This window comes from Nonomuraea insulae (genome assembly GCF_042656245.1).
Genome location: NZ_JBHSPA010000023.1, coordinates 28,717 through 49,477 on the forward strand (window position 1 = coordinate 28,717; position 20,761 = coordinate 49,477).

Below are 20,761 nucleotides of genomic sequence, written 5' to 3' on the forward strand. Positions count from 1 at the left end.
TCCTGGCCATCCAGTGGGCGGGGCGGGTGATGCGCGACGGCGGGCGGATCGTCAACGTCTCCTCGCTCAACACGCAGGTGCCCGCACCGACCCTGGCGCTCTACTGCGCCAGCAAGGCGGCGATGGAGCAGTTCGCCAAGGTGGCCGCGCGCGAGCTGGGCGGGCGCGGCATCACGGCGAACACGGTGTCGTCAGGCGCCACGGACACCGACATGTTGCGCGGCGCCAACCCGCCGGAGGCGCTGGAGCTGATCCCGGCCTACACCGCGCTGGGGCGGCTCGGCAGGCCCGACGACATCGCGGCCGTGGTCGCACTGCTGGCCAGGCCCGACGCGCGCTGGGTCACCGGGCAGAACGTTCTGGCCACCGGCGGGCTGTTCGTCTAGGGGCGGGCTAGAGCTGCAGCGACTTGACCTCGAGGAACTCCTCCAGGCCCTGCTCGCCCAGCTCGCGGCCCACGCCCGACTGCTTGTAGCCGCCGAACGGCGCCAGCGGGTTGAACCTGCCGCCGTTGACCGACACCTGGCCGGTGCGCAGCCGGCGGGCGACCGCGACCGCGTGTTCCTCGGTGCCCGCCCAGACGGCGCCGGCCAGGCCGTATTTGGTGCCGTTGGCGATCTCGACGGCCTTGTCCTCCGTCGTGTACGGGATCAGCGACAGGACCGGCCCGAAGATCTCCTCCTGCTCGATCGTCATGCCCGGCTCCACGCCCGCGAACACCGTGGGCTCGACGTAGTAGCCGCGCTCGTGCGGCCGCTCGGTGCCGCCCGTCACCAGCCGGGCCCCCTCCTCCTGGCCCCGGTTGACGTAGCGGATCACGCGGTCGCGCTGCGCCGCGGACACCAGCGGGCCGACCTTGGTGGCCTGGTCGAAGGGGTCGCCGACGCGGTAGCCGCGCGCCACCTCGACGGCCAGGCGCACGGCCTCGTCGTACTGGTCGCGCTGGACGATCATGCGGCTCCACGCCGAGCAGGTCTGTCCCGCGTTGACGAAGCAGTTGGCCACGCCGACCTTGACGGCCAGGGCCAGGTCGGCGTCGGGCAGGATGATGTTGGCGGACTTGCCGCCCAGCTCCAGTGCGACCCGCTTGACCGACTCGGCGGCGAGGGCGGCCACCCTGCGGCCCGCCGCGGTGGAGCCGGTGAAGGAGACCATGTCCACCTCCGGGTGGGCGGCCATGGCCTCGCCGACGACCGGCCCCCGGCCGCTGACCAGGTTGAACACTCCCGGCGGCAGGCCCACCTCGTCGAAGATCTCCGCCAGCGCGTACGCGGCCAGCGGCGCCACCTCGCTCGGCTTGAGCACCACGGTGCATCCGGCGGCCAGCGCGGGGGCGACCTTGCACACGATCTGGTGCAGCGGGTAGTTCCACGGCGTGATCGCCGCGACCACCCCGATCGGCTCCTTGACCACCAGCGAGTTGCCCACGCGCGACTCGCGCGGGTAGCTGCCGGCGAGCTCGGCGTAGGAGGCCAGGACGGTCGCCGGCATGAGAGTCTGCACCCTGAGGGCGAAGGCCAGCGGCGCCCCCATGTCGGTGGCGATGATCTTGGCCACCTCGTCGGATCGCTGTTTCAGCAGTTCGGCCGCGTCGGCGAGCAGCTTGCCGCGCTCGGCCGCGGGTGTACGCGACCATTCGGGAAAGGCCGTTCTGGCAGCGTTCGCCGCCGCCTCGACATCGTCGGGAGAGCCCGCGGGCACCCGGTCGATGATCTCCTCGGTTGCCGGGTTGACGACCTCGACGGGTTCGTCCGATGCCGATGCGGTCCAGGAGCCGCCGATGTACAGCTGACGCATGGCCCCATCCTTACAGCGACCCGGGCGACAATGCGAGGGCTCATCCTGACTGCGGGATGAGCCCTTTACACCGCCGCCGGCATTCTTCCCCCGGGGTGTCAGTCGAACTGGGGGCGCTTGGTACGGGTGCGCTTCAGTTCGAAGAAGTCGTCGAACTGGGTGACGGCCAGCACGCCGTCCCAGAGTCTGCCCGCGTCCTCGCCCCTGAGGATCTTGGTGATCACGGGCCCGAAGAAGGCGTTGTCGCCGACGCGGATGACCGGGGTGCCGACCTCCTGGCCGACGAGTCCGATGCCCTCGTCGTGCGAGGCGCGGATGGCGGCGTCGTAGTCCTCGGAGGTCATGGCCTCGGCCAGGCCGCGGTCGAGCCCGGCGTCGTCGAGCGCGCCCTCGATGACCTCGCGCAGCCGCTCCGGCTGCTTGCCGAGTCCCTGGTTGTGCAGGCGCGTGCCGATCCCGGTGTAGAGCTGCCCGATGACGTGCTCGCCGTGCTTGGCGGCGGCCGCGGCGATCACCCTGACCGACCCCATGTTCCTGGCGGCGCGTTCTAGGTAGTCGGCCGATACATCTTTCTCCTCATTGAGGAAGTAGAGCGACATCTGCCGCCAGCGAGGCAGGATGTCACGTACTTTCTCCACTTCGAGCAGCCATCGTGACGTTACCCACGCGAACGGACAGGCAGGATCGAACCACAGGTCCACGGGAATCTTCTCTGTCATGTCAGCCCGTAACCTGAGGTGGTTCGGGTCCTATTCCCGGCATGGCAGGATACGGACAACCCCGACGAAGTGGTGAAAAGGAGCGCAACTTGGCAGGCAACCTGACCCGGGACGAGGCTCGTGAGCGCGCCCGGCTGTTGAAGGTCGAGTCGTACGAGGTCGCACTGGACCTCACGGAGGGAGACGAGCGCTTCGAGAGCGTCACGACGGTCCGCTTCACCAGCACTAGCCCGGGCGCGTCCACGTTCATCGACCTGCACGGCGCCGAGGTCCGCAAGGCCACGCTCAACGGCGAGCCCCTCGACGTGGCGACCTACGACGCCGAGAAGGGGCGCCTCCCGCTGCCCTCGCTCGCCGAGAGCAACGAACTCGTCGTGGACGCCGACTGCGGCTACATGCGGACGGGCGAGGGCCTGCACCGCTTCGTCGACCCCGTGGACCAGAAGGTCTACCTGCACAGCCAGTTCGAGACGGCCGACGCGCACCGCATGTACACCTGCTTCGACCAGCCCGACCTCAAGGCCACGTTCCAGCTCACGGTGCTGGCCCCGGCCGACTGGGAGGTCGTCTCCAACGCCGCCGCCTCCAGCGCGGAGGAGCTGCCTGAGCAGGCGGGCAAGCACGGCACGCTGTCGGCGGCCAGGCGGTGGGAGTTCCCGCCAACGCCGGTCCTGTCCACCTACATCACCGCGCTGGTGGCCGGGCCGTACCACAAGGTGACCTCCGAGCACGACGGCATCCCGCTGGGCATCTACTGCCGGGCCTCGCTGGCCGGGCACCTCGACGCCGACAACATCCTGGAGGTCACCCGGCAGGGCTTCGACTTCTTCCACCGGGTGTTCGGGGTGCGCTACCCGTTCGGGAAGTACGACCAGCTCTTCGTGCCCGAGTTCAACGCCGGCGCGATGGAGAACGCGGGCTGCGTGACGTTCCTGGAGGACTACGTCTTCCGCTCCCGGGTCACCGACGCGGCGGTCGAGCGGCGCGCCGAGACGATCCTGCACGAGATGGCGCACATGTGGTTCGGCGACCTCGTCACCATGCGCTGGTGGGACGACCTGTGGCTGAACGAGTCGTTCGCCACCTACATGTCCGTGCTCGCCCAGGCCGAGGCCACCCGGTGGGCCGGCGGCGCGTGGACCACGTTCGCGAACGTCGAGAAGGCCTGGGCCTACCGCCAGGACCAGCTCCCCTCCACGCACCCCATCGCCGCCGACATCCCCGACATGCAGGCGGTCGAGGTCAACTTCGACGGCATCACCTACGCCAAGGGCGCCTCGGTGCTCAAGCAGCTCGTGGCCTACGTCGGCCTGGACAACTTCCTGGCCGGCGTACGCGACTACTTCGCCGAGCACTCCTGGGGCAACACCGAGCTGAAGGACCTGCTCAACGCCCTGGAGCGGACCTCCGGCCGCGACCTGTCCTCCTGGTCGAAGGAGTGGCTGGAGACCGCCTGGGTCAACACGCTGCGCCCCGGGTTCGAGGTGTCCGGCGGCCGCTTCACCAAGTTCGAGGTGCTGCAGGAGGCCCCGGCCGACTACCCGACGCTGCGCTCGCACCGGATCGCGATCGGCCTGTACACGCTGGCCGACGGCAAGCTGACCAGGACGAAGCGGGTCGAGCTGGATGTGGTCGGCGCCCGTACGAACGTGGCCCAGCTCATCGGCGAGGAGCGGCCCGACCTGGTGCTGCTCAACGACGACGACCTGACCTACGCCAAGATCCGGCTCGACGAGAACTCGCTGCGGACGCTGGTCGACGGCGGCATCGCCGTCTTCACCGAGTCCCTGCCGCGCGCCCTGTGCTGGTCGGCGGCCTGGGACATGACCCGCGACGGCGAGATGTCCACGCGCGACTACGTCAAGCTGGTCATCTCCGGCGTGGGCACGGTCGGCGACCTCACGGTCCTGCAGGCGGTGCTGCGGCAGGCGCGCCAGGCCATGCAGCAGTACGCCGACCCGGCCTGGCGGCCCGAGGGCCTGGCCCTGCTGGCCGCCAAGCTGCGCTCGCTGTTCGACTCGGCCACGCCCGGCTCCGACCACCAGCTCGCCTTCCTGCAGGCGTTCGCCCCGGTGGCCGCCTCCGAGGAGGACCTCGGCCTGCTGGAGCGCATCCTCGACGGCTCCTCCGTGCCCGAGGGCCTGACCGTGGACACCGACCTGCGCTGGTCGCTCGTGCACGCGCTGATCTCCGCCGGCCGGCTGACCGAGGCCGCCGTCGACGCCGAGCTGGAGCGCGACCCCACGGCGACCGGTGAGCGCTCGGCCGCGCAGTGCCGGGCCGCGGTCCCGACGGCCGAGGCCAAGGCGGCGGCGTGGGAGCGGATCGTGGGCGGCAAGCTGGCCAACCACATTGCCCGTACCACGACCGGCGGCTTCCAGGACGCGCGCCATCCCGAGCTGCTGGAGCCGTTCCGGGAGAAATACTTCGCCGAAGTGGGGCGGATCTACCGGGACTGGACGTTCGACCAGGCTTCGACGTTCGCCGTAGGGTGCTTCCCCTCGTTGCTGATCGAGCCCGCGACCGTTCAGGCGGCGCACGACTTCCTCATGACCGCGCAGCCGCCGCAGGCGCTGCGCCGCCTGATCCTGGAGGGCGCCGACGGCGTCAGCCGGGCCCTGCGCAACAGGGAGAAAGACGCCGCCTCGGGCTGATCCAGGCGCCGGTAGGCCCTCTGGGCCTACCGGCTGCCCTGACATGACGATGGCATCCCGGACGCGGTGTTAGCCTCGAAACGTGCTAGGCGCGGGGACCACCCTCAACGACCGCTACGTGCTCGGCGGCCGCCTCGGTGGCGGCGGCATGGGCGAGGTTTGGCGAGCCGACGACACGGTCCTCGCGCGTACGGTGGCGGTCAAGGTGCTCATGCCCGCCCTGTCCGAGAACCCGACGTTCACCCAGCGCTTCCAGAACGAAGCCAGGGCCATGGCCACGCTCCGGCATCCCGGCATCGTCGACGTCTACGACTACGGCACCTGCGAGGTCGGCGGCCGCCAGGTGAGCTTCCTGGTCATGGAATACGTCGAGGGCGAGTCCCTCGACCGCGTCCTGCGACGGGGGCCGCTCGGCTCCGAGGCCACGATGCGGCTGGTCGCGGAGGTGGCCGACGCGCTGGCCGCCGCGCACGCGCAGGGCATCGTGCACCGCGACGTCAAACCGGCCAACCTCATGGTCAGGCCCGACGGCAGCGTGGTGCTCACCGACTTCGGCATCGCCCACTCGGCCTCGGCCGGTCAGCTGACGGCCACGGGGTCGATGTTGTGCTCGGCCGGCTACTGCGCTCCCGAGATGGCCACCGCCAGCGACGTGACGCCCGCGGTGGACGTCTACGCGCTGGGCGTGGTGGCGTACGAGAGTTTGAGCGGGCATCTGCCGTTCCAGGGCGACACTCCCGTACAGATCATCTTCAAGCACCTCAACTCCCCCATCCCTCGCCTGCCCGCCGACGTGCCGGCGGGTCCGCGGCAGGTGGTGGAGCGGGCGCTGGAGAAGGCGCCCGACGCGCGCTGGCAGTCGGCCCCGCTGATGGCCGAGGCCGCCCGCAGCGCCCTGGCCTCACCGAACACGCTTCCCGCGCCGCGGCAGCGGCGGCGGCGCGTGACGCGGGCGGCGCTGACCATCGTGGCCGCCGTGGTCGTGTCCGTGGCCGTCGCGGGCTTCGTCTGGATGCGTTCGCCGACCGAGGTCACCAGCGACGAGGTGCAACAGACTCCGGCGGGCGGCACCACGTTCGATGTCACGCCCACGTCGCCGCCGGTCGCGCGCGAGCTTCAGCCGCCGCCGGCCAAGCACACCTCCAGCCCGCGGCCGTCCCGCTCCATTCCCGTGGTGACGAGGACGCCCACCGCGACGGCCACCACCTCCCCGTCGCGCCCGCCGACGACGCCGCCTCCCACGCCGACCACCTCGGAGCCGGAGCCGACGCCGGAGCCGACCACGCCGGGGCCTGAGGAGCCGACCTCCGAGCCCACGATCAGCCGTCCGCCCGGCGAGATCCAGTGCATCCGCGCCCCGTGCCCGTGACCGCCCTTTCAACGCCGTCGCCTCGTGTCCGTCATCGCCTGCTGATCGTGAGAAAGTCATCGCGTGGACTCGACTCGTGACCTGTTCATCGCCCTGGCCCGCCGTTATGCCTTCGCCGACCTCGGCGCGCTCGCGCCCGCCGCGGAGATCGCGGAGGTGTGCGAGTTCGGGCACCGGCTGCTCTCGCTCGACGCCGAGGACTTCGCGGCCGAGGCCCGGGTGGTGCCCGCCGACCTCCGGCGGCGCGCGCGAGCCTGCCACATGCCGCAGACCCCGCGCGAGCAGCCGCGCGGCGCGCTCGAGTCGCTGCGTCCCGCGTACGGGCTGCTGCTGGAGGTGATCGCCGTACGGTGGCACCGCCGCGAGCTCAGCCCGATGATCGCCGCGGTGCACATCGCCAGCGAATACCTGCCGTTGCTGGCCTTCGAGCCACATCTCGGTCACGCCGGCGACCCCGCCAGGTGGCCGGCCGGACTGAGCGCGGCCGGGAGCCGGTTCGGGGTGATCGGGGATCGGGAGTGCGATCACACCAAGTCCGAGCAGTCGGCCACCAACCGCACGTTGCGCGTGTCGGCGGAGCCTTCTGAGGGCTGGCGGGCGTACTTCGACCGGCAGCACAGCCAGGTGGCCGGCGCTGTGGGCGTCTGCGTGGCCACCTGCCGCAACCCGTGCGCGGCCATGGACTGGATCGCTCCCGAGCCGCGCGCCGACCTGCAGTCACGGGCGCGCACGGCCCTGGCCTTCGCGGAAACCCCCCTCGTACGCCTGCGCCACGCGGCCCCCGTCGGGCACGGGTTCGGGGTGCCGTCGCCTGAGGAGGTGCTCGACGCCTGGGAGCGCAGCCGGGCGGCGCTCGACAAGAACGCGGTCGGAACGTCGGCCACGAAGGACGACGGCTTCCCGCTGCCCGGCCTGCCGTCGCTGTTCTCGGCCATCGCGGACGCGCCGATCGAACCGGCGACCCTGCTGAACGGCGTCAGCCAGCACGTCGTCCGCCTCCTCGAAGCGAACTGACCCCGGCCACGTCGTCCGGCTCCTTGACGCGAACCGACCTGGCCGCTCCGCGTCAGCGGCGGGCGGTGGCCTGTTCGCCGAGGGCGGCGATGCCGTACAGCAGGCCGCCGATCAGGTCGCCCACGCTGAACGCCGTGGCCATCGACATCGCGGTCATGCGGCAGGCGCCGTCGGGAAGCCGGCTCCTGGCGCTCTCGCCGGTGACGATCTCCATCCCACGACCGGCAGGGTCGACGAAGAGCACCACGGCCGAGTCGGACTCCTCGCCCAGGGCGGCGTGCAGGCGCTCGGCGAAGTGCCGCCGCCCGCCCACCGGCTCCCCGAGGAACACACCGAACCGCAGCCCGCTGCGCCGCTCGGCGGTGTGCAGAGCCTGCCTGACGTCGTCGGCCTGAGCGGCCGTCAGTCCTCGCATGGTCACCTCACCATCCCGCCGAAGCCCCGCCGACACGGCGGCCCGGCTCGGCGGTCTCGGCCGCGGCCACCCAGTCGTGTTCGGGCACCTCGGCCCAGTGCGCCACCCTGTCGGCCAGTACGAGACCGGACGTGCTCACCCCCCGCTCGCTCCTGGAGGGACCGCCCAGCCACACCGGACCTGATTCGATCCGGCGTTGCGCACCGCGCCCCGGCAGCATGACGAGCAGGCTGATCAGCACGAACAGCCCCATGGACACCCCGATGAGAAAGAGCAGAATCTCCGCCGCGCTGTTCACACCAAGACCGTAATCCTCGGGGGCGGGTCCGGCCAGACCCGATGCGAAGGGTAAGATCGTTTCTCGACTTCTCTAGAGAAGAGAAGTTAAGACATACCCTGAAAACGTGCGTGGAACACGATGAGCTGGGCCATAAAACTATGGACACGGCAACACTAGGAATCGATCGAATCCCCGGGCTACGGTGAGTTACGTGGACTCCGACAACCAGCGTGAAGACGGTCACAACGCGTCACCCATCTGGGTGAGCGACCGACCAGAAAGTGAGCAGACCGCCGCCGCGAAGCCTTCGGCGCCCACCACCACGTACGCGCCGATAGAGCGCGCGTCCGTGCGTAGCCTGCTGCAACAGCCCCGTTTCCGCCGACTGCGCAACCGCGCGATCGTGGCGGTGCTCGTCGGGCTGGCGGTGGGCTTCCTTGTAGGTGACTGGCGGGTGGGTGTGACCGCGGGCGTGATCGCGGGCGTTCTCGAGGCGGTCTATCGCGCGCGCTCCAGTTCGTCCGTGCCGGCATGGCGGCGGACGTCCGTGGCGGAGCGCCGCACCGAGGCTCAGCTGCGCAAGCTTGAGCGCAGCGGCTACCGTACGCTGCACGCCAGGGCGATCCCGGGCAGTGAGGCCCAGATCGACCACCTCGTGGTGGGCCCGACCGGCGTGTACGCGGTCGACTCCGAGAAGTGGGACCGGCGCCTGCCCGTACGCGTGCAGATGGGCAAGAAGCTCTTCCACGGTCCGTTCGACATGAAACCCCGCCTCACCGAGGCGAAGTGGGAGGCGTCGCAGGCCAGCGAGCTGATCAGCGAGACGTTCGGCCGCGAGGTCGCGGTCGTGCCGTCGCTGGCCATCTACGGCCCGCCGGTGCCATGGAAGATCATGACCATTCGCGGCGTGGACGTCTACCAGGGCGACCGGGCGCGCAAGTGGATCACCAAGCGGGAGCGGGCGCTGACGAACGCCGAGATCGACCGGATCTACGACATCGCCGGCCAGGTGCTCCCCGCCCGCTACGGCGAAGGCTGACTCTCACCTCCGCCGGCCGCCAGCCTCGCGCCGAAGTCGTCGAGGCAGGCGGCCAGTTCCGTGCTCGGCGGCAGGCGGTGCGGCAGCCGCGAGTACATCGCCGCGCCGAACCCGGCCTGCCTGACGATGTGGTCGAGCAGCGCCTCCCTGTCGCGCGGCCACGGGAACGACGGCTGGGCGATCAGCAGGGAGACATAGCCGTGCACGGCCGACCAGAGGCCGAGCGCGACCTCCTCGGGATCGCCTTCGAACATGCGGGCCTCCACGCAGGCCGACACGGCGTTCACCATGTGACGGAACGCCGCCGCGGCGGCCGGGGGCACGCCGGGCCCCGCTGACGGGCGCATCATCAGCACCCGATACTGCACGGGGTGGTCGAGGGCGAAACGTGCGTACGCGCGGGCGCACCGGCCCAGGGCGAGGAACGGGTCGCCGCCGAGGTTGTCGGTGAACAGCCGGCGCAGTTCGTCCCACACCCGCATGCAGACGGCCTCGACGAGCGCCTCCTTGTCGGTGAAGTGCAGGTAGACGGAGGGTGTGGACACTCCGGCCCGCATGGCCACCGCGCGCAGCGTGAGCGCGTCCTCGCTGCCCGTCTCGGCGAGCAGGCTCTCGGCCGCGCGCAGGATCTCCTCGCGCAGCAGCGCTCCCTCACCGCGCCTGGCGCGTACGCGTCTGGTGCTCATGGTTCTCAGGTTGACGCCGTCAAGTTAACGGTGTCAAGCTGAGCTTCGCTGCGGAAGGGATTGCGAAATATGGGGAATTTTCGGGAAGCAACCGCATTGACCGCGCACGGCGACGACGAGTTCGGCGCCATGCTGGATCCGCAGTGGAGCGTCGGCACGCGGCTGCACGGCGGCTATCTCCTCGCCGTCCTGGGCAGGGCCGCCTGCGAGAGCACGGCGGGCGCGGGGCATCCGCACGTGACGGCCGTCAGCGGCACGTTCGTCGAGCCGCCGGAGCCTGGCGCGGCCGTCGCGCGCGTCGAGACGCTGCGGGTGGGCAGGAGCGTGGCCCAGGTCAGGGCCGTGCTGACGCAGGAGGGCCGCACCCGCGTCGAGGCGCACGTCACGCTGGGCCTGCTCGACGACGCGGACCCGTGGTGGTCCGCCCACGAGCCGGTGCATCTCCCGCCCGAGCAGGAGTGCTTCCTGGCCCCCACCGATCCCCCTGGCGGGGGCATGGAGGTGCCGCTGATGGCCGTGGTCGAGGAGCGCATCGACCCCGAGCACCTGTCGTTCGCCTTCGGGGCGCCCGCCAAGCGCGGCGTGATCGCGACCTGGCAGCGGCTGGCCGACGGCTCCGACTGGGACCCGCTGAGCCTGCTGGTGGCGCTCGACCCGGTGCCGCCGGTCACGTTCGACCTGGGGCTGTCGGGGTGGGTGCCGACGATCCAGCTCTCGGCGTACATCCGCAGGCTGCCCGCCCCTGGGCCGGTCCGGGTGCGGCTCGCGGCCACGGACGTCGGCGGGGACCGGATCGACGAGGTGGCCCACGTATGGGACGACAAGGGCCGCCTGGTGGCCCAGGCGACCCAGCTCGCCGCCGTCCGCCTGCCCGCCTAGCCTCGTCTTCCCCCTATCGTGGGAAGAGGCTTCGTTTGCGGCACGATCCGGTAACCAACTGTCCGACGTGTGGACAGTCGTCTCAGTCACCGGGCGATGGCCGTAACATGTGAAGACTCGCCAACGATGGGAGATGCCCAATGCCCGCCCTCAGGTCACGTACAGTCACCCACGGCAGGAATATGGCCGGTGCCCGGGCCCTGCTCCGGGCGACCGGCGTAGCCGGGAGCGATTTCGGCAAGCCCATTATCGCGGTGGCCAACAGCTTCACCCAGTTCGTCCCTGGTCATGTGCATCTCCGGGATGTCGGCGACGTCGTGTCCGCCGCGATCAGGGAGGCGGGGGCGATCCCCCGCGAGTTCAACACGATCGCGGTCGACGACGGCATCGCGATGGGCCACGGCGGAATGTTGTACTCACTGCCGTCGCGCGAGCTGATCGCCGACGCCGTCGAGTACATGGTCAACGCCCACTGCGCCGACGCGATGATCTGCGTGTCCAACTGTGACAAGATCACGCCGGGCATGTTGCTCGCCGCGTTCCGGCTGAACATCCCGACGGTCTTCGTCTCCGGCGGGCCCATGGAGGCCGGCAAGACGCCGGGCAAGAAGCTCGACCTGATCGACCCGATGATCGCCTCCGCCGACGACTCCGTCTCCGACGCCGACCTGCTGACGATGGAGGAGAACGCCTGCCCGACCTGCGGCTCCTGCTCCGGCATGTTCACCGCCAACTCGATGAACTGCCTGGCCGAGGCCATCGGCCTGGCGCTGCCCGGCAACGGCACGATCCTGGCCACGCACAAGTCGCGCGAGCAGTTGTTCGAGGACGCCGGCCGGCAGCTCGTGGAGATCACCCGCCGCTACTACGAGGAGGGCGACGAGTCGGTGCTGCCGCGCTCGATCGCCACCCGTGAGGCGTTCGAGAACGCGATGACGCTCGACGTGGCGATGGGCGGCTCGACCAACACGATCCTGCACATCCTGGCCGCCGCCCGCGAGGCCGAGGTCGACTTCGGGCTCAAGGAGATCAACGAGATCTCGCTGCGGGTGCCGTGCCTGTGCAAGGTGGCGCCTGCGACCGACAAGTACCACGTCGAGGACGTCCACCGCGCCGGTGGCATCCCGGCCATCCTGGGCGAGCTCGACCGGGCGGGGCTGCTGCACCGCGACGTGCCCACCGTGAACGGCGGCACCCTGGGCGACCTGCTGGCCGCCTGGGACGTGCGCTCGCAGTCGGTCAAGCCCGAGTCCGTGGAGCTGTGGCACGCGGCGCCCGGCAACATCCGTACGGTCAAGCCGTACTCACAGAACAACCGCTGGGACACCCTCGACCTCGACCGCGCGGCCGGGTGCATCCGCGATCTGGAGCACGCCTACACCGTGGACGGCGGCCTGGCCGTCCTCTACGGCAACATCTCGCGTGACGGCTCGGTGGTGAAGACCGCCGGGGTGGACGAGTCGATCTGGAAGTTCACCGGGCCGGCCGTGGTGTTCGAGTCGCAGGAACAGGCCGTCGACGGCATCCTCGCCGGGCAGGTCAAGGCCGGCGACGTGGTCGTGATCCGCTACGAGGGCCCCAAGGGCGGGCCCGGCATGCAGGAGATGCTCTACCCGACGTCCTTCCTCAAGGGCAGGGGGCTGGGCAAGGTCTGCGCGCTGGTCACCGACGGGCGTTTCTCCGGCGGCACCTCCGGGCTGTCGATCGGGCACGCCTCGCCTGAGGCGGCCGAGGGCGGGGCGATCGCGCTGGTCGAGGATGGCGACCTCATCGACATCGACATCCCCAACCGGACCCTGGAGCTGCGGGTGCCCGAGGCCGAACTGGCCACCCGGCGCGAGCGGCTGCTGACCGAGCTGGGCGGCTACCGGCCGCGCGACCGTAACCGGCCGGTGAGCGTGGCGCTGCAGGCGTACGCGGCGATGACGACGTCCGCCTCGACGGGCGCCTCGCGCGACCTCTCGCAGCTCTCCCGCTGACCCGCTGCTCCTCTGTGAGGGAGCGGAGCGTCTCACCGCTCCCTCACAAACCCCGGCCTCCCTCACAGCCGGGCTGAAGTCTGGGAGGGAAGCGTCTCGCTGCTCCCCTCGCAGCCGGCTGAGGTCTGGGAGGGAAGCGCAGGTCGTGCTCCCTCGTCAACCTTTCTGCTGTACGGCTGCGCCAAGCAGGCCGCCACCCGCCGTACGTCGGCTGAGGACCTTCCAGGAACACGGCCTCTGAACCCTTCAGTGGCGCGCCACCGCAACGGAGCGTCCTGTGGGCCTCCTAAGTGGTTCAGAGGCCGCCCGCCGGTGGGGTATCCGTACGGACAGGTTTTCGAAAAATGTCGGTGGTCATCCCTAAAATAAGGGTATGACGACAGTCGTGAAGCACGATACTCGCCCGCTGACGACCGCCGAGATCGCCGCCCTCGCCCTCTCCCTCGCTCACCTCGGAGCGGGCCCGCAGGCCGTCACCGCAAGGCGTGGCCTGCAGCACGCGTTCGAGCACCTGGAGCTCGACGACGACGTCATCGCCACCACGCTGGCGACCCTCACCGAGCCGCTGCCCGTGGACGTGGCCTCCCGTGCCAGGCTCATGGCCGATGCCATCACCAGCCGACTCATGATCCGTCTGCACTACCGCGACGCCTCGGGCACCGTCACCGCTCGCGACGTCGAGCCGGTGACGTGCCTGGTGCACCGCGAATACTGGTATCTCGTCGGCGTGTGCAGGATGCGCCGGGCTATCAGGGCGTTCAGGTTCGACCGGATCATCGCGGTCGAGCCCACGCTCACGCCGTCCCGGCCGCACCTGGCCGACCGGTTCCTGCCGTTCCAGCGTCGCAAGCGGCGGGCCATCACGGCCGCGTAAACCTCCCCGGGGCGATCGGGGCGGCGGGTGGCAGGCTCCCGCGCATGCGTGTCAGGGAGCTCACGCCCTTCGCCGCCCTGCTCGCTGTCTCAGCCCGCCCGGCCGGCCTGATCAGGACGCGCAGCAGCCTCCGCCGCAGCAACCACCGCCGCCGCCGGTCTGGGGGGCGGCCGCGCCGCCCGTCATGGAGACCGTGGACAGCAGTTTCACCGTGTCGTCGTGACCCTCAGGGCAGGCCGCCGGATCGTCGGAGGCCGACATCGGGCGGGAGACCTCGAACGTGGAGCCGCAAGCGCGGCAGCGGAAGTCGTATCGCGGCATGGGCCAATAGTAGCCCTGCCAGGCGTAACTGCAGAGTCCGCTAGCTGCGACGACCCGCTGAACGCGGCCCGTCGTAGGTGACGTGGGTGTAGTCGGAGACGGGCTCGTAGCCGATTGCCTGGTAGATGGCGTTGCTGGTGGGGTTGCCCAGGTCGGTGAAGAGCACGACCTGCTCGCAGCGCTCCGTCAGGCCGATGCGGCTGGCGTACGCGGTGACGGCGGCGCCGTAGCCGCGTCTGCGGCGTGACGGCGGAGTGTAGACGGGACCGATGCGGCAGACGCCGCCGCACGCCGGGGAGAGCGCGGCGAGCGACACCGGGGCCCCGTCCGCCTCCCACACGAACAACTCCCGCCCCGCCAGCCGCTGCGCGACCCGCTCGGCCACGTCCCCCTCGCCCATGGCCACCTCGTCGCCGAACGCGTGGTACCAGCTCACCAGCAGCGGGAAGTCGCCGGGGACGGCCGGCCTGCCCTGTCCTGGAACGTCGGGGACGGCGAGCGTGCCGAGCCGGTAGAGACGCTCCGAGACCACCCGATCGGGTGTGCCGAGCAGCCGGATGCCCTCGGCGGTCACCTCGGTGGGGCCCACGAACATGGGCAGGTCGCCGTTCAGCTCCGCCACCAGGGAGGCGACCGCCTCGACCGGTACGGCGAACAGGCCCATGGGATGCGGCGGCGTGTGGAAGACAGCCCCGCGAACCTCACCGTCCACACTCCACCAGCCGAAGACGGGGTCCTTCGCCGGCATGCCCGCCCGCAGGTTGGCCAGGATGGTCAGTGGAACGGTGTTGCGCACCGGGTCGCCGAGCAGGAAGGGCTCGGCGACCGCGGCGTACGCCTCAACGTCTGAGGTGAAGGTCCACATGCCTGCTCATGCTGTCAGGCAGTGCCCTTCCGCTCAACGCCGTTTCTCAGGCCGCTGCCTCGAGGTAGGGCGCCCATTGCGGGTCACCCACGAGCGAGGCGCCGATGAGCCGCCAGTGGGCGCCCCGTGGCACCGCGGGGCTGACGCGAAGCGTCCACCCCAGCTCCTCCAGGTATTTGTCGGCCTTGCGGTGATTGCAAGTGGTGCAGGAGGCGACGCAGTTCTCCCAGGTGTGCGTGCCGCCCCTGGACCGGGGGATGACGTGGTCGATGGTCTCCGCCTTCTGCCCGCAGTAGGCGCAGCGGTAGTCGTCGCGCCGCATGAGGGCGGCCCTGGTCAGGGGGATGCGGGACCGGTAGGGGATGCGGACATATCTGCGGAGCCTGATCACCGACGGCACGTCGAGCGTGCGACTGGCGGAGCGCAGCACGGCGCCCCTTCCGTCGCGGTGCACGACGTCGGCCTTCTCGCGCAGCACCAGCACGACGGCGCGGTGCAGCGAAAGGGTGGTCAGTGGCTCGTAGGTGGCATTGAGCAGCAGGACCTGGCGCATCATCCGGCCTCTTCCTGCTGCGCGCGTATCAAAGGGGACATGCCGTGGCATGTCCCGCCTGTCGGCCCCTCCTGGGGCACTTGTGCTTCCGTCACGTGGACCTCCGCCGGACGGTCCAGCGGATGGTCACCACGGCACCGTCCTGTCACCAAGTCTGGCGTTTGCACCGTGGTCCCCGCCACCCCAAATACTTCCAGCCGGAATGACCAGAGGGACTCACGGTACGTTTTATGCCCGCTCGACCAGCGCTTTACGCATCTCCGTTGGCAGTAGGGTTCCGTGCATGACGCGAGAGCCGTACCCGACCGCACGCCGCGAAGACATCGCCGACATCCTGCACGAGACGCCCGTTCCCGACCCCTACAGGTGGCTTGAGGACCCCGACAGCCCCGAGACCAAGGGGTGGCTGCTCGCCCAGGCCGAGTTGTTCGGCAGGGAGCAGGGGACGCGGCGGTTCAAGAGCCGCATCGCCGAGCTGCTCAGGTCCGGCTCCGTGGGCGTCCCGGCGTGGCGCGGCGGACGGCACTTCTTCTCGCGCCGCACGCCCGACCAGGAGCACGCCGTCTACTACGTGGTCGAGCCTGACGGCACGGAGCGGGCGCTCATCGATCCGATGGCGATCGATCCCTCCGGTCTCACCACGCTCGACGCGGTGCAGCCGGACAAGGAGGGGCGGCTGCTGGCGTACCAGATCTCGATGGGCGGGGACGAGGAGTCGGTCCTTTACCTCATCGACGTCGCCACGGGCGCGCGGATCGAGGGGCCGATCGATCGGTGCCGTTACTCCCCCATTGCCTGGCTGCCCGGCGGGGAGGCGTTCTACTACGTACGCAGGCTGCCGAGCACCGAGGTGCCCGAGAACGAGAAGCAGTTCCACCGCCGCGTCTACCTGCACCGCGTCGGCACCTCCACCGAGGACGACGTGATGATCTTCGGCGACGGCCTGAAGATGACCAACTACTACGGCGTCTCGGTCTCGCGTGACGGCCGCTGGCTGCAGGTGTCCGCCCACGAGGGCACCGCGCCGCGCAACGACCTGTGGGTGGCCGACCTGACCGAGTCGCCGATCGAGCGGCCCGAGCTGCGGGTCGTGCAGGAGGGCGTGGACGCGCAGACCGGGCTGGTCTTCGGTCGCGACGGCAGACTGTACGTCCACACCGACCGCGACGCGTCCAGGGCCCGCGTGTGCGTCACCGATCCCGCGGAGCCCGGCTTCGAGAGCTGGCGTGACCTGATCCCCGAGGACTCCGAGGCGGTGCTGTCCGACTTCGCGATCCTCGACGACCTGGAGCGCCCGATCATGCTGGTGGGCTGGACCCGCCACGCGATCAGCGAGATCACCATCCACGACCTGGAGACCGGCGAACGCCTCGGCGAGGTGCCGACGCCGGGGCTCGGCACGATCGGCGGGCTCGCCGAGCGGCCCGAGGGCGGCCACGAGGCGTGGTTCGGCTACACCGACAACACCACCCCGCCCACCATCCAGCGCTACGACGCCAGTACGGGCGAGACGACGCTCTGGGCCGCCTCCCCCGGCGCGGTCGAGGTGCCCGAGGTCCGCACCGAGCAGGTGGTCTACCGCTCCAAGGACGGCACGGACGTCCGCATGCTGATCATCTCTCCCGCCGCCGAGGCCCAGGGCCCGCGCCCCACCGTCCTGTACGGCTACGGCGGCTTCGGCCTGTCCATGACCCCCGGCTACTCTGCCTCGATCCTGGCCTGGGTGGAGGCGGGCGGCGTCTACGCCATCGCCAACCTGCGCGGCGGCGGTGAGGAGGGCGAGGAGTGGCACCGCGCGGGAATGCTGGCTCACAAGCAGAACGTCTTCGACGACTTCCACTCGGCGGCCGAGCACCTCATCGCCACCGGCGTCACCACGGCCGCCCAGCTCGGCATCTCCGGCGGCTCCAACGGCGGCCTGCTGGTGGGGGCCGCGCTGACGCAGCGTCCCGAGCTGTACGCCGCCGTGGTCTGCTCCGCGCCGCTGCTCGACATGATCAGGTACGAGAAGTTCGGGCTCGGGGCCACCTGGAACGTCGAGTACGGCACGGTGGAGGATGCCGAGCAGTTCGGCTGGTTGTGGAGCTATTCGCCCTATCACCACGTCCAGGAGTCGGTGCCATACCCCGCGACGCTCTTCACCGTCTTCCAGTCCGACACGCGCGTGCACCCGCTGCACGCGTGGAAGATGTGCGCGGCGCTGCAGCACGCCTCGACGGCCGACCGGCCGGTGTTGCTGCGTAACGAGGCCGAGGTCGGGCACGGCGCGCGGTCGGTGAGCAGGACGGTGGACCTGTCGGCCGACACCTTGACCTTCCTCGCGCGGCATACCGGCCTATAGTCGAACACATGAGCGCGCTGGGGCTGGCCATGGTGGAGGCCGCCCCCAGCGCTGCCCTGCGGCCTTACGTGACGCGGCTGTGCGCCTACCGTGAGCACTACGCGGCGCCGGTGACGCGCTCGGAGATGGCGATGCCGGGAGCGGTGCTCATTCTCGCGTTCGGCACGCCGATGGAGGCCGACGGGCGGCCGGTCACGGCGTTCGGCGGGGGGCTGACCGATCGCTTCACCGTCACCCGCTCGGCGGGGCCGACGGAGGGCGTGGAGGTGTTCCTGACACCGTTCGGGGCACGGCGGCTGTACGCGCTACCGATGCGGCACCTGGCCAACCGGCTGGTGTCCACCAGCGACCTGCTCGGGCCGTGGGGGGATCTGCTCGTGGAGCGGCTGGCCGAGACGCCGTCGTGGCCCGAGCGGCTGGCGCTGGCGGACCGGCTGTTGAGCGAGCGGATCGTGGCCGGGCCCTCGGTGGGGCCCGAGGTGCCGTGGGCGTGGGCGCGGCTGCTGGAGTCGGGTGGCCGGCTGGGCGTGTCCGCGCTGGCGGAGTCGCTGGGGTGGAGCCACCGTCATCTCGTGGCCCGTTTTCACGACCAGGTCGGGTTGCCGCCGAAGGCCGCGGCGCGGATCATCCGGTTCGGGCGGGCCGTGCGGCTGGTGGGGTCCGGCATGGCGCTCGCCGAGGTGGCGGCGGAATGCGGCTTCTACGATCAGGCGCACATGAACAGGGAGTTCAGGGTGCTGGGCGACACCACACCGGGTCAGATTTATCCAAGACCCGAGGTCGCCGGCGCGGCAACCTGGGCCTCATGACACGAACCGTTTACGCACTCGCCCGCTACCAGGACTGCCAGGCCGCGATCGACTTCCTGACCGGCGCGTTCGGGTTCCGGGTGCACGAGGCGTCCAAGGACGGCGAAGGCGTCGTCAATCATGCCGAACTGTTCGTCGGGGATGATCTCATCATGATCGGGCAGGGCAAGCCGGGAGGGCCGGGGATCTACGTCGCGGTCGAGGACGTCGACGCCCATCACGACCGCGCCAAGGCGGCGGGGGCGTCGATCGTCGTGGAGCTGGTGGATCAGCCGTACGGGTCACGGGAGTACGGGTGCGCGGACCCGGAGGGCAATCACTGGTACTTCGGGACGTACCGGCCTTAGCAACTTGAGTTGACTGATTTCCTGCTAGTCAACTACGGTTGCTTATAGCCGATCGTTGAGGAGGCAGGAATGAGACAGCGGGTGCTCGAAGAGATCGTGGCCCACGGGGGCGGTCCCGGCATCGTCGTCGACGCGACATCGTGGTTCGGCACGGCGGGCGTGGCCGACGTCGCGACCGGACGCGAGCGACGGGCGGGTGAGCACTTCCGCATCGGGAGCTTCACCAAGGCGTTCACCGGGTCCGTGGTGCTGTTACTGGTGGCCGAGGACGTGCTGGGCCTGGATGACACGGTGGCGAAGTGGTTGCCCGGTGTGGTGGAGGAGCATCTCGGCGGGGACGGCGAGCTGATCAGCGTCAGGCAGTTGCTCAATCACACCAGCGGGCTTCCCGACGTCTATCCCGGCCAGGAGCCGCCGCGGCCCGAGGAGCCGGGGAAGCGGTTCGTCTACTCCAAGGTCAACTACAACCTCGCGGGGATGATCGTCGAGAGTGCGACGGGCTCGACCCTGGCCGAGGAGATCGCGCGCCGGATCGCGGAGCCCCTGGGGCTGACGGGGACGTACCTGCCGGGTGAGGACCAGGGGCTCCGCGAGCCGCACGCCCGGCACTACTCCAAGTTCGACGAGGCCGGGCAGGACGCGGAGCTCCACGATGTGACCGAGGCGGATCTGAGCTGGGCCGGGGCCGCCGGTGGCATGGTCTCCACCACCTCTGACCTGCGCCGGTTCCTGGAGGCCCTGCTGGGCGGTCGCCTGCTCGCGGCCGCCCAGCAGGAGGAGATGTTCACGACCGTTTCGACCGAGGGGTCGGAGTGGGTGCCGAACACCAGGTACGGCCTCGGTGTCTACTCCCAGACGCTGGCCTCCGGGGTCACGCTCTGGGGCGGCGGGGGGTTCATCCAGGGGTCCATGACGTACGCCATGGGCGATCGCGAGGGCACCGACCTGCTGGTGTGCAACCTCAACGGTGACTGGAACGACTTCACGAAGACCTTCACCGCGCTCTTCGAGGCCACCTTGTGAGGGCCTATCCGTACGTGGGGCCCGCCTCGATCCTGGCCGCCGGTGGTGCTCCCGGGCGGGTGCTCCGGTCAGCCGAGGAGCTGGACGGGAGGGCAGAGCCGTTCACGTGGTCTGACTAGCCGCCCGGCGCCAGGGAGTGTGGGGCGGGGACCGGGAGCGGGTGGGCGGCCTCGGGGCGCAGGCCGTCGAAGATCATGCTCAGATAGCGGCGCCAGAGGCCGGGGGCCGCGTCGCCCAGCGGGACCGTCGCCTGGGTGACGGCGTTGATCAGCAGCACGATGTCGGGGCCCGTGACGTCGCCCCGGACGGAGCCGTCCTGCCTGGCGCGGGCCGTGAGCGCCTCGGCGACCGCGACGAGCCTGTCACCGGCGGCCCTGACCACCGGATCCTGACGGGTGGTGACGGTGATCGCCTGGCAGAAGGAGCGGTCGGACAGCTGCAGCTCGACGGCGGCGGCCATGAACTCCAGCAACGCCGCACCCCAGTCCGGCCGCCCCCCGTCCACGCCTTCGCCCAGCGCCGTGTCGCCGGCGTCCTGGCGTCCGAGCAGGGCTTCGCCGCTGGCGGCGAGGGTGTCGAGCTGGTCGCTGAAGATCGCGAGCAGGAGCTGCTCCTTGGTGGCGAAGTGCCGGAACACCGTGCCCTTGCCGATCCCCGCCCTGGCCGCGATGCGGGCGATCGAGACCTCCGTGCCGTGCTCGGCGAGCTCGGCCGCCGCCGCGTCCAGCAACAACCTCCTGTTGCGCGCGGCATCGGCCCTCATCGTCCCCACGAAAGTTGACCCTACCCTAACCGGA

At 70.4% G+C, this 20,761-nt stretch carries 21 protein-coding genes; 12 read left to right on the forward strand and 9 right to left on the reverse strand.

Translation table 11 applies throughout. The annotated features are described in order from the left end of the window. The coding region (locus ACFPZ3_RS17735; protein ID WP_379515222.1) for an SDR family oxidoreductase at window positions 1-386 on the forward strand (386 nt) is incomplete at its 5' end. A gap of 7 nt (window positions 387-393) precedes the next feature. Here ACFPZ3_RS17735 and ACFPZ3_RS17740 read toward each other — a convergent pair. Together ACFPZ3_RS17740 and ACFPZ3_RS17745 are read right to left on the reverse strand one after the other, a co-directional pair. Beyond that, the gene (locus ACFPZ3_RS17740) at window positions 394-1,797 is read right to left on the reverse strand and encodes an aldehyde dehydrogenase family protein (protein ID WP_379515223.1); all 1,404 of its coding nucleotides are present in this window, start codon (window positions 1,795-1,797) and stop codon (window positions 394-396) included. A gap of 98 nt (window positions 1,798-1,895) precedes the next feature. Next, window positions 1,896-2,516: a mycothiol-dependent nitroreductase Rv2466c family protein gene (locus ACFPZ3_RS17745; RefSeq protein WP_379515224.1), complete on the reverse strand. Its 621-nt coding sequence runs from the start codon at window positions 2,514-2,516 to the stop codon at window positions 1,896-1,898. 89 nt (window positions 2,517-2,605) lie between these two features. Between ACFPZ3_RS17745 and pepN the strand changes: the two genes are divergently transcribed. The 3 genes from pepN (at window position 2,606) to ACFPZ3_RS17760 (ending at window position 7,553) form a co-directional block, all read left to right on the forward strand. After that, window positions 2,606-5,170: an aminopeptidase N gene (gene pepN / locus ACFPZ3_RS17750; RefSeq protein WP_379515225.1), complete on the forward strand. Its 2,565-nt coding sequence runs from the start codon at window positions 2,606-2,608 to the stop codon at window positions 5,168-5,170. An 82-nt stretch (window positions 5,171-5,252) separates the two neighbouring features. Further along, window positions 5,253-6,539: a serine/threonine-protein kinase gene (locus ACFPZ3_RS17755; protein ID WP_379515226.1), complete on the forward strand. Its 1,287-nt coding sequence runs from the start codon at window positions 5,253-5,255 to the stop codon at window positions 6,537-6,539. A gap of 63 nt (window positions 6,540-6,602) precedes the next feature. Further along, window positions 6,603-7,553: a hypothetical protein gene (locus ACFPZ3_RS17760; protein ID WP_379515227.1), complete on the forward strand. Its 951-nt coding sequence runs from the start codon at window positions 6,603-6,605 to the stop codon at window positions 7,551-7,553. A gap of 52 nt (window positions 7,554-7,605) precedes the next feature. On the opposite strand, the gene ACFPZ3_RS17765 is transcribed toward ACFPZ3_RS17760, so the two are convergent. Both ACFPZ3_RS17765 and ACFPZ3_RS17770 read right to left on the reverse strand, forming a co-directional pair. After that, window positions 7,606-7,968: a TPM domain-containing protein gene (locus ACFPZ3_RS17765; protein WP_379515228.1), complete on the reverse strand. Its 363-nt coding sequence runs from the start codon at window positions 7,966-7,968 to the stop codon at window positions 7,606-7,608. Window positions 7,969-7,975: 7 nt separating this feature from the next. Continuing rightward, entirely contained in the window at window positions 7,976-8,266 is a 291-nt protein-coding gene (locus tag ACFPZ3_RS17770) for a hypothetical protein (protein WP_379515229.1), read from the reverse strand. A gap of 193 nt (window positions 8,267-8,459) precedes the next feature. Between ACFPZ3_RS17770 and ACFPZ3_RS17775 the strand changes: the two genes are divergently transcribed. Continuing rightward, window positions 8,460-9,287: a nuclease-related domain-containing protein gene (locus tag ACFPZ3_RS17775; protein ID WP_379515230.1), complete on the forward strand. Its 828-nt coding sequence runs from the start codon at window positions 8,460-8,462 to the stop codon at window positions 9,285-9,287. Here ACFPZ3_RS17775 and ACFPZ3_RS17780 read toward each other — a convergent pair. Then, complete coding sequence (locus tag ACFPZ3_RS17780; protein WP_379515231.1) at window positions 9,272-9,973, reverse strand: TetR/AcrR family transcriptional regulator; 702 nt, start codon at window positions 9,971-9,973, stop codon at window positions 9,272-9,274. The two genes, ACFPZ3_RS17775 and ACFPZ3_RS17780, sit on opposite strands and share 16 nt — an antisense overlap. Before the next feature lie 69 nt (window positions 9,974-10,042). Here ACFPZ3_RS17780 and ACFPZ3_RS17785 point away from each other — a divergent pair, with 69 nt between their 5' ends. From ACFPZ3_RS17785 to ACFPZ3_RS17795, 3 genes are all read left to right on the forward strand, one after another. After that, window positions 10,043-10,852 (forward strand): thioesterase family protein, encoded by an 810-nt coding sequence (locus ACFPZ3_RS17785; protein ID WP_379515232.1) that lies wholly within the window; start codon window positions 10,043-10,045, stop codon window positions 10,850-10,852. A gap of 140 nt (window positions 10,853-10,992) precedes the next feature. Beyond that, complete coding sequence (gene ilvD / locus ACFPZ3_RS17790) at window positions 10,993-12,831, forward strand: dihydroxy-acid dehydratase (RefSeq protein WP_379515233.1); 1,839 nt, start codon at window positions 10,993-10,995, stop codon at window positions 12,829-12,831. Between the two features lie 373 nt (window positions 12,832-13,204). After that, complete coding sequence (locus tag ACFPZ3_RS17795; RefSeq protein WP_379515234.1) at window positions 13,205-13,705, forward strand: helix-turn-helix transcriptional regulator; 501 nt, start codon at window positions 13,205-13,207, stop codon at window positions 13,703-13,705. 111 nt (window positions 13,706-13,816) lie between these two features. Here ACFPZ3_RS17795 and ACFPZ3_RS17800 read toward each other — a convergent pair whose 3' ends face one another. The 3 genes from ACFPZ3_RS17800 to ACFPZ3_RS17810 are packed head-to-tail and all read right to left on the reverse strand — an operon-like array spanning window position 13,817 to window position 15,444. Continuing rightward, the gene (locus ACFPZ3_RS17800; RefSeq protein WP_379515235.1) at window positions 13,817-14,026 is read right to left on the reverse strand and encodes an FmdB family zinc ribbon protein; all 210 of its coding nucleotides are present in this window, start codon (window positions 14,024-14,026) and stop codon (window positions 13,817-13,819) included. A 40-nt stretch (window positions 14,027-14,066) separates the two neighbouring features. Continuing rightward, window positions 14,067-14,891 (reverse strand): GNAT family N-acetyltransferase, encoded by an 825-nt coding sequence (locus ACFPZ3_RS17805; RefSeq protein ID WP_379515236.1) that lies wholly within the window; start codon window positions 14,889-14,891, stop codon window positions 14,067-14,069. 46 nt (window positions 14,892-14,937) lie between these two features. Then, window positions 14,938-15,444, reverse strand: a complete 507-nt coding sequence (locus tag ACFPZ3_RS17810) for an HNH endonuclease (RefSeq protein WP_043640342.1) — start codon at window positions 15,442-15,444, stop codon at window positions 14,938-14,940. Window positions 15,445-15,727: 283 nt separating this feature from the next. On the opposite strand from ACFPZ3_RS17810, the gene ACFPZ3_RS17815 reads away from it, so the two are divergent. The 4 genes from ACFPZ3_RS17815 to ACFPZ3_RS17830 all read left to right on the forward strand — a co-directional run bounded on the left by ACFPZ3_RS17815 (window position 15,728) and on the right by ACFPZ3_RS17830 (window position 19,964). Beyond that, entirely contained in the window at window positions 15,728-17,785 is a 2,058-nt protein-coding gene (locus ACFPZ3_RS17815; protein ID WP_379515237.1) for a prolyl oligopeptidase family serine peptidase, read from the forward strand. A gap of 8 nt (window positions 17,786-17,793) precedes the next feature. Further along, the gene (locus tag ACFPZ3_RS17820) at window positions 17,794-18,594 is read left to right on the forward strand and encodes a helix-turn-helix domain-containing protein (protein WP_379515238.1); all 801 of its coding nucleotides are present in this window, start codon (window positions 17,794-17,796) and stop codon (window positions 18,592-18,594) included. Then, complete coding sequence (locus ACFPZ3_RS17825; RefSeq protein ID WP_379515239.1) at window positions 18,591-18,941, forward strand: VOC family protein; 351 nt, start codon at window positions 18,591-18,593, stop codon at window positions 18,939-18,941. Before ACFPZ3_RS17820 ends, ACFPZ3_RS17825 begins: the two co-directional genes overlap by 4 nt. 69 nt (window positions 18,942-19,010) lie before the next feature. Next, window positions 19,011-19,964, forward strand: coding sequence for a serine hydrolase domain-containing protein (locus ACFPZ3_RS17830; protein ID WP_379515240.1), 954 nt, complete (start codon window positions 19,011-19,013; stop codon window positions 19,962-19,964). 115 nt (window positions 19,965-20,079) lie between these two features. On the opposite strand, the gene ACFPZ3_RS17835 is transcribed toward ACFPZ3_RS17830, so the two are convergent. Continuing rightward, the gene (locus ACFPZ3_RS17835) at window positions 20,080-20,727 is read right to left on the reverse strand and encodes a TetR/AcrR family transcriptional regulator (protein WP_379515241.1); all 648 of its coding nucleotides are present in this window, start codon (window positions 20,725-20,727) and stop codon (window positions 20,080-20,082) included. Window positions 20,728-20,761 lie beyond the last annotated feature (34 nt).

Coding starts and splice junctions, on each gene's coding strand:
- ACFPZ3_RS17805 (WP_379515236.1), bottom strand. CDS start 14,891: ATGTGGACCTTCACCTCAGACGTTGAGGCGTACGCCGCGGTCGCCGAG.
- ACFPZ3_RS17820 (WP_379515238.1), top strand. CDS start 17,794: ATGAGCGCGCTGGGGCTGGCCATGGTGGAGGCCGCCCCCAGCGCTGCC.
- ACFPZ3_RS17780 (WP_379515231.1), bottom strand. CDS start 9,973: ATGAGCACCAGACGCGTACGCGCCAGGCGCGGTGAGGGAGCGCTGCTG.
- ACFPZ3_RS17765 (WP_379515228.1), bottom strand. CDS start 7,968: ATGCGAGGACTGACGGCCGCTCAGGCCGACGACGTCAGGCAGGCTCTG.
- ACFPZ3_RS17830 (WP_379515240.1), top strand. CDS start 19,011: ATGAGACAGCGGGTGCTCGAAGAGATCGTGGCCCACGGGGGCGGTCCC.
- ACFPZ3_RS17835 (WP_379515241.1), bottom strand. CDS start 20,727: ATGAGGGCCGATGCCGCGCGCAACAGGAGGTTGTTGCTGGACGCGGCG.
- ACFPZ3_RS17745 (WP_379515224.1), bottom strand. CDS start 2,516: ATGACAGAGAAGATTCCCGTGGACCTGTGGTTCGATCCTGCCTGTCCG.
- ACFPZ3_RS17795 (WP_379515234.1), top strand. CDS start 13,205: ATGACGACAGTCGTGAAGCACGATACTCGCCCGCTGACGACCGCCGAG.
- ilvD (WP_379515233.1), top strand. CDS start 10,993: ATGCCCGCCCTCAGGTCACGTACAGTCACCCACGGCAGGAATATGGCC.
- ACFPZ3_RS17785 (WP_379515232.1), top strand. CDS start 10,043: ATGGGGAATTTTCGGGAAGCAACCGCATTGACCGCGCACGGCGACGAC.
- ACFPZ3_RS17815 (WP_379515237.1), top strand. CDS start 15,728: ATGACGCGAGAGCCGTACCCGACCGCACGCCGCGAAGACATCGCCGAC.
- ACFPZ3_RS17825 (WP_379515239.1), top strand. CDS start 18,591: ATGACACGAACCGTTTACGCACTCGCCCGCTACCAGGACTGCCAGGCC.
- ACFPZ3_RS17740 (WP_379515223.1), bottom strand. CDS start 1,797: ATGCGTCAGCTGTACATCGGCGGCTCCTGGACCGCATCGGCATCGGAC.
- ACFPZ3_RS17800 (WP_379515235.1), bottom strand. CDS start 14,026: ATGCCGCGATACGACTTCCGCTGCCGCGCTTGCGGCTCCACGTTCGAG.
- ACFPZ3_RS17810 (WP_043640342.1), bottom strand. CDS start 15,444: ATGCGCCAGGTCCTGCTGCTCAATGCCACCTACGAGCCACTGACCACC.